Annotated in this window: 13 protein-coding genes and 1 pseudogene; 6 read left to right on the top strand and 8 right to left on the bottom strand. The window is 66.6% G+C overall.

Going from position 1 to position 9,796, the window contains the following annotated elements; genetic code table 11:
* Positions 1-368, top strand: a 368-nt coding sequence (locus tag ACTHLF_RS03920) for an APC family permease (RefSeq protein ID WP_440325047.1), incomplete at its 5' end; no start/stop codon positions are given.
* 320 nt (positions 369-688) lie between these two features.
* Here ACTHLF_RS03920 and ACTHLF_RS03915 read toward each other — a convergent pair.
* Entirely contained in the window at positions 689-1,024 is a 336-nt protein-coding gene (locus ACTHLF_RS03915) for a high-potential iron-sulfur protein (protein ID WP_440325045.1), read from the bottom strand.
* Positions 1,025-1,165: 141 nt separating this feature from the next.
* Here ACTHLF_RS03915 and ACTHLF_RS03910 point away from each other — a divergent pair, with 141 nt between their 5' ends.
* The 4 genes from ACTHLF_RS03910 to ACTHLF_RS03895 are packed head-to-tail and all read left to right on the top strand — an operon-like array spanning position 1,166 to position 4,225.
* Positions 1,166-1,810 carry a methylthioribulose 1-phosphate dehydratase gene (locus ACTHLF_RS03910; protein WP_440325043.1) on the top strand — a complete coding sequence of 215 codons (645 nt, stop codon included), beginning with the start codon at positions 1,166-1,168 and terminating at the stop codon, positions 1,808-1,810.
* Positions 1,807-2,379, top strand: a complete 573-nt coding sequence (locus ACTHLF_RS03905) for a 1,2-dihydroxy-3-keto-5-methylthiopentene dioxygenase (RefSeq protein WP_440325041.1) — start codon at positions 1,807-1,809, stop codon at positions 2,377-2,379. Before ACTHLF_RS03910 ends, ACTHLF_RS03905 begins: the two co-directional genes overlap by 4 nt.
* Positions 2,380-2,433: 54 nt before the next feature.
* Entirely contained in the window at positions 2,434-3,117 is a 684-nt protein-coding gene (gene mtnC / locus ACTHLF_RS03900) for an acireductone synthase (protein ID WP_440325039.1), read from the top strand.
* Positions 3,101-4,225, top strand: a complete 1,125-nt coding sequence (locus ACTHLF_RS03895; protein WP_440325037.1) for a C13 family peptidase — start codon at positions 3,101-3,103, stop codon at positions 4,223-4,225. The genes mtnC and ACTHLF_RS03895 overlap by 17 nt, the downstream gene beginning before the upstream one ends.
* Here the strand turns inward: ACTHLF_RS03895 and ACTHLF_RS03890 are convergent, their stop codons facing one another.
* From ACTHLF_RS03890 to ACTHLF_RS03880, 3 genes and pseudogenes are all read right to left on the bottom strand, one after another.
* Entirely contained in the window at positions 4,226-5,032 is an 807-nt protein-coding gene (locus ACTHLF_RS03890; protein WP_440325036.1) for an amidohydrolase, read from the bottom strand.
* Positions 5,020-6,165: a pyridoxal phosphate-dependent aminotransferase gene (locus ACTHLF_RS03885; protein ID WP_440325051.1), complete on the bottom strand. Its 1,146-nt coding sequence runs from the start codon at positions 6,163-6,165 to the stop codon at positions 5,020-5,022. Before ACTHLF_RS03885 ends, ACTHLF_RS03890 begins: the two co-directional genes overlap by 13 nt.
* A 102-nt stretch (positions 6,166-6,267) precedes the next feature.
* Positions 6,268-7,203: pseudogene (locus tag ACTHLF_RS03880) on the bottom strand (LysR substrate-binding domain-containing protein); the annotation flags it as partial.
* A 131-nt stretch (positions 7,204-7,334) separates the two neighbouring features.
* Here ACTHLF_RS03880 and ACTHLF_RS03875 point away from each other — a divergent pair.
* Positions 7,335-7,916, top strand: coding sequence for an FMN-dependent NADH-azoreductase (locus ACTHLF_RS03875; protein ID WP_440325034.1), 582 nt, complete (start codon positions 7,335-7,337; stop codon positions 7,914-7,916).
* A 152-nt stretch (positions 7,917-8,068) separates the two neighbouring features.
* Here the strand turns inward: ACTHLF_RS03875 and ACTHLF_RS03870 are convergent, their stop codons facing one another.
* The 4 genes from ACTHLF_RS03870 to ACTHLF_RS03855 form a co-directional block, all read right to left on the bottom strand.
* Positions 8,069-8,218: a hypothetical protein gene (locus ACTHLF_RS03870; protein WP_440325032.1), complete on the bottom strand. Its 150-nt coding sequence runs from the start codon at positions 8,216-8,218 to the stop codon at positions 8,069-8,071.
* 10 nt (positions 8,219-8,228) lie between these two features.
* On the bottom strand, positions 8,229-8,387 hold the full coding sequence (locus ACTHLF_RS03865) for a hypothetical protein (RefSeq protein WP_440325031.1): 159 nt from the start codon (positions 8,385-8,387) through the stop codon (positions 8,229-8,231).
* 49 nt (positions 8,388-8,436) lie between these two features.
* Positions 8,437-9,192 (bottom strand): ribonuclease H-like domain-containing protein, encoded by a 756-nt coding sequence (locus ACTHLF_RS03860; protein ID WP_440325049.1) that lies wholly within the window; start codon positions 9,190-9,192, stop codon positions 8,437-8,439.
* A 221-nt stretch (positions 9,193-9,413) separates the two neighbouring features.
* A partial coding sequence (locus ACTHLF_RS03855; protein WP_440325030.1) for a Zn-binding domain-containing protein occupies positions 9,414-9,796 on the bottom strand: 383 nt, incomplete at its 5' end.

Here is a 9,796-nt window from a genome sequence, read left to right as displayed (position 1 = left end):
CCACCATCCATCCGAAGTACCGCACGCCGCACCTCAACACGGTCATCACCGGCGTAGGCATCGCGGCGCTCGCCGCGGTGTTCCCGTTGAACCTGCTCGGCGACCTGACCTCGATGGGAACGCTCGTCGCGTTCTGTGCGGTATGCATCGGCGTGCTGATCCTTCGCCACACCTCACCTGATACGCCGCGTACATTCCGCGTTCCGTTCGCCTGGGTGACGTGCACGCTCGGCGTGCTCAGCTGCATCGGGCTGCTGTATTCGCTTGGCCTGCGCAACTGGGTTTTGCTGGGTGTGTGGACCGCGTTGGGCGTGATCGTTTACTTCGCTTACAGCTTCCGGCACAGCAAGAATCGCCGCGCTGGATGACCCCGATCGCGCGCAAGCGCGCTCCTACAACGTTACGTTAACATTTCATGTTAAATGATTGTTTTTGCGACGAAATGCGCAGAAACACCGTCGTCATTTAACTGCCATTGGCCGGTCGCGCCCCGAGGGGAGTATGATCCCGGTTCCGTGGGTAAATCACTTGGCAGTGGGCCCCGGATTGCCGCCCAGCGCGTCAGGCGGGTCAGCTCCTCGGCCTGGCGCGCTTGGGCAGCATTTTGTGCGTTCCCTTGAACGCCGCGCATGAAAAAGGCCAGCCCTTCGGCTGGCCTTTCTTTTTGGGCCGTCGGCCGGCCGACGGGTCAGATCATGACCGCGTGAGACACGCACCAGCCCTTCGCCGCCACGGCCTTACCCGGGAATAGCTGGCAGGGACCCCAGGCGGCACCGGCCTTGCCCTGGTAAAAGTTACAGTTGAAACAAGCATCGCCCGGGCTCTTCTTGCCCGCCGCCTTGCTACCGTCCTCGACGTACTTCAGGGCAGATGCCGTGGGGTCGGAGGGCGAGAGGTGCGGCAGGTCCTGGGCCTGGCCAACGCGCGGCAGGCTGCCGAGCACCGCGGCGGCGGCGACGGAACCCGCTGCAGCCTTCAGGAAGCGGCGGCGGCCTTCGGTGGTGTCGTTGTCATACTGCGCCATGGAGCTGCCTCATGCGTGGGGATAGCTGTCATCGTACGCAAAACCGGAAAACGGAATGGTTCGCACTACGCCAGCGCGCCCTTCAAAGGGCTGTAAACACCCCCATGTTATAGTCGCCGCCTGATTTAGCCGTCCAAATCCATGACCAAGAACCTCGACCACATCGATCCGGCGTTGCTCGCCTCCCACGCCGATGCCATTGCCGACGCGGCCCGCGAACTCGCGGCCTTCGGCTGGACGCCCGCGACCAGCAGCAACTTCTCCATGCGCCTGGACGACAACCTCGCAGCCATCACCATCTCCGGCCGCGACAAGGGCCGCCTGGGCCGCGACGACATCATGGTCGTGGACATGGATGGCAAGGCCGTCGGCAGCGGCAACCGCCCGTCCGCGGAGACCGGCCTGCACACCCAGGTCTACAAGCGTTTCCCGGAAGCCAACGTCGTCCTGCATACCCACTCCCGCACGCAGAGTGTCGCCTCGCGGCTGTTCGCCGTCGAAGGGCGTGTACACCTCGAGGGCTGGGAGTTGCAGAAGGCGATCTCCGGCTACACCACGCATGAAAGCGTGCTCGATATCCCCGTCTTCCCCAACACCCAGCACATGCCGGAACTCGAGGCCCAGGTCGATGCGTGGATCGACAGCGGCAAGCCGCTGTACGCCTACCTGATTAATGGCCATGGCCTTTACACCTGGGGCCGCGACATGGCGGAAACCCGCCGCCACCTCGAGGCCCTCGAATTCCTGCTGGGCTGCGAACTCGACCTCCGGAGGCTTTCCCCATGAGCCGTCTACGCATCTACGACGACGCCAACCATGACACGCCGCTCGGTGTCTTCACCGATCACGCCGCGATCGCCGCCGAACTCAGCGCCATCGGCGTGCGTTTCGAGCAGTGGGAGGCCAGCCAGCCGATCGAGCCGGGCGCTTCGCAGGACGAGGTGATCGCCGCCTATAGGGGCGACATAGATCGCCTGATGAAGGAAAACGGCTACCAGGCCGTCGACGTCATCAGCCTGAAGCCCGACAACCCCGACCGCGCCGCCTTCCGCTCGAAGTTCCTGAACGAGCACACCCACAGCGAAGAGGAAGTCCGCTTCTTCGTCGCGGGCGCCGGCCAGTTCACCCTGCACAAGAACGGCAAGGTGTACGAAGTGCTCTGCGAGAAGGGCGATCTGATCGGCGTGCCGGATGGCACCCGCCACTGGTTCGACATGAGCGTATCGCCCTACTTCGTGGCGATCCGCCTGTTCACCAATGTCGAGGGCTGGGTCGCCAGCTTCACCGGCGAGGACATCGCGGAGCGTTTCCCGCGCATGGATCCCCACCCGTCCGCGACCGCGCTCGCGTCGTAAAGCCGTCCCGGCTCGGCTATCCTGCGGATCTCCCCGATCCGCAGGCAGTCCCCCATGTCCGATATCCGCGCCGTCCTCACCGACATCGAGGGCACCACCAGCTCGATCGACTTCGTGAAGGACGTGCTGTTCCCGTACGCCCGCCAGCACCTGCCGGCCTTCGTCGAGACCCATGCCGACGAGCCCGAGGTGCAGCACTGGCTGCATGAGGCGGCGAAAGAGGCCGGCCTCATCGAAGCCTCGCGGACGGAGATCATCGACCTGCTGATCCGCTGGATCGACGAAGACCGCAAGGCCACGCCGCTCAAGGCGCTCCAGGGCATGATCTGGCGCGAGGGCTACGAGGCGCAGGCCTATGTCTCGCACATGTACCCGGAAGTCGCGGACCGGCTCAGGGCATGGCACGCCCAGGGCCTGGCGCTCTACGTGTACTCCTCCGGCTCCGTTCCCGCGCAGAAGCTGATGTTCGGCTTCAGCGAGAGCGGCGACCTGACCCCGCTGTTCTCCGGCTACTTCGATACGCAGACCGGCCACAAGCGCGAGGTGGAGTCCTACCGCCGCATCGCCGAAGCCATCGACCTCGCACCGTCGCAGGTACTGTTCCTCTCCGACATCCGCGAGGAGCTCGATGCCGCACGCGCCGCAGGCATGCAGACCACGCACCTGATCCGCCCGCCGCTGCCCATGCTCGACGCAGGCCATCCGGCCGTGGCGGATTTCAATGCCATCCAGCCTTGATCCGCGCCGCCGCACGGCGATCTACACCCTCGCCGGCTTCATCGCCGGCGCCCTGCTGACGGCGACGATCCTTCATTTCGGGCCCCGGCCGGTCGTCACGGGGCTGGCCAGGCCCGCCGCGGCGCCGGTATCGGCGACGACGGTGCCGGGCACCGGTACCGCTGGCGTCGCCTACGCCACGACCACCGGAGACAAGCCGACGCACGCCGCCGCGGCCCCCGCGGCGGACGCGACCGTCGCCGATGCGGAACCCGACACCGGCGACGACCAGGCCCTGCAGCTCGATGCCAGCGACTGGCCGGAAACCGCACCCTCGCCCGAGCAGGTGTTCACCGCGCAGCCCACGGCCGTCCACGACGCCCTCGGCAGGCTGGCGAAGCGCACACCCGGCAAGCCCAACGTCTACGCGGTGGCGTTTGGCGCGGATGGTGCCGAGGACGTCTTCCGCAACGAGGCCGAGTACCTCGATACGCTGGTGACATCGCGGTTCGGCAGCCCGAACCATACGCTGGTCCTGGAGAACAACCCGGCGACGCTCGCGAGCCGGCCCCTGGCCAGCTGGAGCAACCTCGAAGCCGGCCTCGATGGCCTTGCGAAGGTGATGAACCCGAAGGAGGACATCCTCCTCGTCTACGTGGCGACCCATGGCGGCAGCGACCACAGCCTGCTGGTCGACATGGACCCGATCCCGCTGGACCAGCTCGACCCCGACGGGCTCGCCCAGATCCTGGCGAAGCATGCTTTCCGCTGGAAGGTCGTGGTGGTGAACGCCTGCTATTCGGGCGGCTACCTGCCGAAGCTGCGTGGCGATGGCACGCTGGTCATGGCCTCCGCGCGCAGTGACCGCACGTCGTTCGGCTGCGGCACCGATTCGGATATCACCTATTTCGGCCGCGCGTGGCTAGCCGAGGGGCTCAACGCCACGCCGGACTTCATCGAGGCTTTCGACAAGGCGAAGGTGGAGATCGCGGCGTGGGAGAAGAAGGACGCCGTGACCCCGTCGGAACCGCAGATCGACGTCGGCGCCGGCATTGCCGACAAGCTGAAGGCGTGGGAGAAGGTCGCGAAAATCGGGCCGGCCGTACCGTTCAAGCCGGCCCCGAAATAGTTACGTCGCGTCCGTGTTCAACACGAACGCGTCGGCATCCATCCACGCCGGGAAGCGTTCGCGGTGTGCCAGCAGCGGCGCGGGATCCATCGTGACGGTGACCACCTGCTCCACCGGGCCGAGCTCGACCAGCGGCTCGCCCACGGGATCGATGATGGCGCTGTCGCCGCTGTACGGGTGGTTGTTGCCGTCCACGCCGACGCGGTTCACGCCGATCACATACGCCAGGTTCTCGATGGCCCGCGCGCGCAGCAGCGTGCGCCAGGGCCCGCGGCGAGGCGACGGCCAGTTCGCGACGAACAGCGCCAGGTCATAATCCATGCCACCCGCGGCCGCCTCGTTGCGGCCGTTGCGCAGCCACACCGGGAAACGCAGGTCGTAGCAGACCTGCGGCAGGATCCGCCAGCCGTTCAGCTCGACGATGAGCCGTTCGCGGCCGCCGCCATAGCGGGTATGTTCGCCCGCCATGCGGAACAGGTGGCGCTTGTCGTAGGTGACCAGCTCGCCATTCGGCGACACCCACATCAGCCGGTTATAGACCGTTTCGCCTTCGCGGATGACCAGGCTGCCGGTAATCGTCGCATTGACCTCGATGGCCAGGGCGCGCAGCCACGCGACGCTTTCGCCATCCATCGTCTCCGCGTTGGCCAGCGTGTCGTTGGTGAAGCCGGAGAGGAAGGTCTCCGGCAACACGAACAGGTCGCTGCGCGGCGCGGTACGTACCAGGTGGCCGTAGTACTCGCGGTTCGCGGGGGCATCGTGCCAGCGCGTGGCGCCCTGGACGAGCGAGACGGTCAGAGTTTGCACAGGAGCTCCGCGGCGGCTTCCATCGTGGCATCGTTCTTGGCGAAGCACAGGCGGACCAGGCGGGTATCCGGCGCCGTTTCATAGAACGGACTGAGCGGGATCGCCGCCACGCCGCCCTCGCGGACCAGCCATTCGCTGAAGTTGATGTCGTCGGTATCGCGGATGGCGCTGTAGTCCACCAGCTGGAAGTAACCACCCGGCACGTCGAGCAGCTTCAGCCGCGACGGGGCAAGCAGCTCGCGGAAGCGGTCGCGCTTGGCCTGGTAGAACGCCGGCAGTTCGAGGTAATGCTCGGGCGTGGATTCGAGGAACTCGGCGAACGCCCACTGCGCGGGGTTGAACGTGCAGAACGTCAGGTACTGGTGCACCTTGCGGAACTCGGCGGTCAGCGCCTTCGGCGCCACGGCGTAGCCGACCTTCCAGCCGGTGCAGTGGTAGGTCTTGCCGAAGGACGACACGACGATGCTGCGGGCGGCCAGTTCCTCGTGGCGCAGCACGCTCTGGTGCTCGGCGCCATCGAACACGATGTGCTCGTAGACCTCGTCGGACAGCACGACGATCGGGGTGTTGCGCACGATCGCCGCCAGCTCGTCGAGGTCGGCGCGCGAGATCACGGCACCCGAAGGATTGTGCGGCGAGTTCACCAGGATCATGCGGGTCTTAGGCGTGATCGCCTCGCGCACGCGCTGCCAGTTGATCCCGAACGACGGGACCTCGAGCGGGATATGCACGGCAACGGCGCCCTGCAGTTCGATCGCCGGCTCGTAGCTGTCGTAGCACGGGTCGAACACGATCACTTCATCGCCGGCGCGCACGACGGCGGCGATGGCCGAGAACAGCGCCTCGGTGGCGCCAGAGGTAACGGTGACCTCGGTATCCGGGCTCACCCGGTGGCCGTACAGGCGCTCGGTCTTCAGCGCGATCTGTTCACGCAGCTTCGCGATGCCGACGCCCGGCGCGTACTGGTTCTTGCCTTCGGCCATGGCACGGGTGATCGCCTCGCGCAGCGGTTCCGGCGGCTCGAAGTCCGGGAAACCCTGGCCGAGGTTCACGGCCTTGTGCTCCAGCGCGAGCTGGCTCATGACACTGAAGATGGTCGTGCCGACCTTCGGAAGCTTGGTCTCGATCTGCATCGAACGCCCTTCTTCGTTTGGACGGCCAAACGCGGCCGTATTTTCCGATCCTAGCATGCGGCGCATGGCGATCGCCCCCCTGCTGTCCGGGTCATCGGCCACCTTCTGGCAATCCTTGTGGAATTCGGCCTGGGCCTTGGGCAGGCGCTCGGCGAGGAAATCCACGAAGCTGCGCACCGCCGGCAGCAGGCCGCGGCGGCTCGGGTACACGAAATGCAGCGTGCCCTGCGCCGTGGTGTACTCCGGCAGCACCCATTCCAGCTGGCCATTGCTGAGCAGGGGCGCGCAGTAGTCCTCGGGCAGCAGCGCCACGCCGCAGCACTGCAGGGCCGCCGAGATCAGCACGGTGAAGTCGCCGCTGACCAGGCGCGGCTTCACTTCCACCGCGGCCTTCTTCCCGGCCGGGTCAACCAGCTCCCACACCTGCGCGCCTTCGTGCTCATACATGCTCAGCGCGGGTAGCTGGGCCAGTTCTTCCAGCGTTTTCGGGCGACCGTGGCTGTCCAGGAACTTGGGGCTGGCGACGAGGAGGCTGCGGGCATAGCCGATGCTGCGCAGGACCAGCGTGGCGTCGGTGTCGAGCTTCTCGCGCACGCGCACCGCCACGTCGTAGCCCTCGCCGATCAAATCCACGCGGCGGTTGGTCGCGGTCAGGCGGATCTGCACCTTGGGGTGCTCCAGCATGAAGGCCGGCAGCATCGGCCCCACGATGTTCTGCGCGATGGAGATGGGGCAGCTGATCCGCACGATGCCGCGCGGCTCCGTGCGCAGCTCGTCCACCGCATCCTGGGCCGCCTTGGCCTCTTCGAGGACGGCGCGGCAGTGCTGGTAGAAGCGCTCGCCGATCTCGGTGACGACGAAGCGCCGGGTCGTCCGCTGGAGCAGGCGGACCCCGAGCCGGTCCTCTAGCTGGGCGATGCGCTTGGACAGGCGCGATTTCGGGATCCCCAGGGCGCGGCCGGCGGCTGAAAAGCCCCCGTGCTCGACCACCGAGGCGAAAAAATAGAGATCGTTCAGGTCTTGCAAGGCGCCTTCCATCAGGGCGTTCCTCAGTCGTTTCCTATCCGGAACAATCAGTCTACTCCATGCCGACTAATCAAGTGATTGTCCGAAGCGTACCTTTTCTTCCATTCCCGCTGCCTGCGGGACCGACGAAAAGAGGACCTGCCATGAAACTCCTGCATATCGACGCCAGCGCCCTGGGCGCCCATTCCGTCTCGCGCGGCCTGACCCAGGCCATCGTCTCGGAGTTCGTGAACAACCACCCCGGCACCGAGGTCACCTACCGTGATCTGCACGCCGCCCCGCTCGCCCACTGGGGCCTGCCGGCCGGTGAAGACGACCCGAATGCCGCTGAAGCGGCCAAGGTCCTGGAAGAGTTCCTGGCAGCGGACGTCGTGGTCGTGGGCGCGCCGATGTACAACTTCAGCATCACCAGCTCGCTGAAGGCCTGGATCGACCGCATCCTGGTCGCCGGCAAGACCTTCCGCTACACCGCGACCGGCCCGGAAGGCCTGGCGGGTGGCAAGCGCGTGATCATCGCCTCGTCGCGTGGTGGCATCTACACCGCCGGCCCGGCGGCTGGCATGGACTTCCAGGAACCGTACCTGCGTTCGGTGCTGGGCTTCATCGGCGTGACCGATGTCGAGTTCGTCCGCGCCGAAGGCGTCGCGATGAGCGACGACCACAAGGCCAAGGCCGTTGAGTCGGCCACCGCCGGCATTGGCGGCCTGATTCGCAAGGCGGCGTAAAGCCACTAGTACAGGGTGCGCTCCCTCGTAGGAGCGCACTCTGTGCGCGACGCCGTTCGCGAAGCCGCTCGAAACCTGAAGCGTAGCATCGAAAGATGTCGCCCACAGGGTGGGCTCCTACACATCACTTCGCGCAGCGACGCGTATCAGCGTCAGCTACCCTGCTTACCCGGCTTATCCTTCGGCATGTTCTGGTGCTCCTTCGGGTGTCCTTCACCCGGGATCTTTTCCTTGCCGCTGCGGGGTTTCGGGTTCTCTTCCTTGTAACCCGGGGTTTCCTGTTTCCCGTCGTTGGTCATCACGTTCACCTCCTTAGTGCCGCTGCTGGCACGCGGCGTGGCCGCACTCGCATGCGCCACCGACGTTCTGCTCTTCCGCCGCCATGCGGCAGGCTTCACTGCAGAAGTCACGCGACACCGGGACCTGGCATCCACAGCCGGCATGGTCGCAGGGCTTGGTCGATTCGTTCATTACGCGCCTCCTGACGTCAACGCACCCCGCAGCCTGCGCGGCGGCACGTCTATTTTTCGTCACCGGCGAGCATGTTTTCCTGCGCATCCCGCGCCGCCCAGCCATGGGCCTCGACCAGCAGCCCGCTAAGGCTGCGCACGTCCTGCAGGTTGTGTTCAGCCACGCGGACCAGATCCGTCGCCGAGCCGCCACGCAGGTACCTGAGCCATGCCCGCGGTGCTTCGGAGCCCGGCAGGTCATCCTCGCGCACGATGCGCAGCAGCTTGCGCTCGGCCGTCTGCATCTTGCAGTTCTCCCATACCTGTCGATACCGGCGCCGCATCGGATGCAGCAGGTCGACGTGCATCAGGCCGGTCAGCGGATTGGCCAGGCGGGCCAGGCGGTAGCGCGTCGCGAGCAACGGCGCATCGTAGGATTTCCCGTTGTAACTCACCAACACCGTGTCCGTGCGCACCCAGCGGGCGAACTCGGTGAGCATGGCGCTCTCGGCAGCCATGCTCGTCATGTACAGCTGGCGCACGCGCAGGTGGCCGTTGAACCAGTCCGCCGCACCGATCATGAAGGCGCGCGTGCCGGTGCCGCCGGCGAGGCCCGTCGTTTCGGTATCGAAGTGCAGCAGGTGTTCACGGCGTGCCGTGGTGAGGCGGGCGAACGTGAGGTCGAATTCGGCCGGCGGCTCCGGCCACGCGCTCGTGTGTTCGAGGTATCGCAGGCCCGGGGCGATCTCCTCGCCGGGCACATCGCGTGTTACGGGACGCGGCGCGACGGGGCGCACGAGGCCGAGGCGCTGGCGCACACCGGCCATGCGGCGCAAGGCGTCGAGGCCGATTCCGCCCTGTGGGAGCGCGCTTGCGCGCGATGGGGCTGGCGGCGGGTCCATCGCGCGCGAGCGCGCTCCCACAACAGCGGGTGGGGGCTGCGGTGGGTTCATCGCGCGCGAGCGCGCTCCCACAGGCGGGGGTGTAGGGGCGGGTTGCGTCGCGCCGGCCTGTTTGCGCAGGGCCGCGAGTTTTGCGGCGAGGTCGCTCACGCGGCTGCGCCCAGTAATGCGAGCACCTTCGCTGCCAGGGACTTCGGAGTCAGGTCGCGCTGTTCGTCAGCGGCCAGCACGGGGCCAACGCATGCCGGCCAACCGGCCTTGCATTCGCAGCCCTGCACGGTGGCCAATGCGTGGCGCACCAGTTCCGGCGCGCGGCGGAACAAGGGTTCGCTGAGACCGACACCACCGGGGAAGTTGTCGTAGAGATACACGGTGGGCAGGAAGCGCTCGAAGGCATCCGGCAACGCCAGCGAGCCATCCGGCGCACGGATCTGCCCTCGCCCGCCGGCATCCACCTGCGCCGACCAGCCGCCGTCACCCGAGCCCACCGCCTTTTGCAGGTCGCGCGGCTCGGCCATCACCGCGACGA

It is taken from the genome of Luteibacter sp. (assembly GCF_051958795.1).
Classification (GTDB): domain Bacteria; phylum Pseudomonadota; class Gammaproteobacteria; order Xanthomonadales; family Rhodanobacteraceae; genus Luteibacter.
The sequence above is the reverse complement of the archived record's forward strand: the minus strand, read 5'-3'. Positions and strand labels throughout refer to the sequence as shown.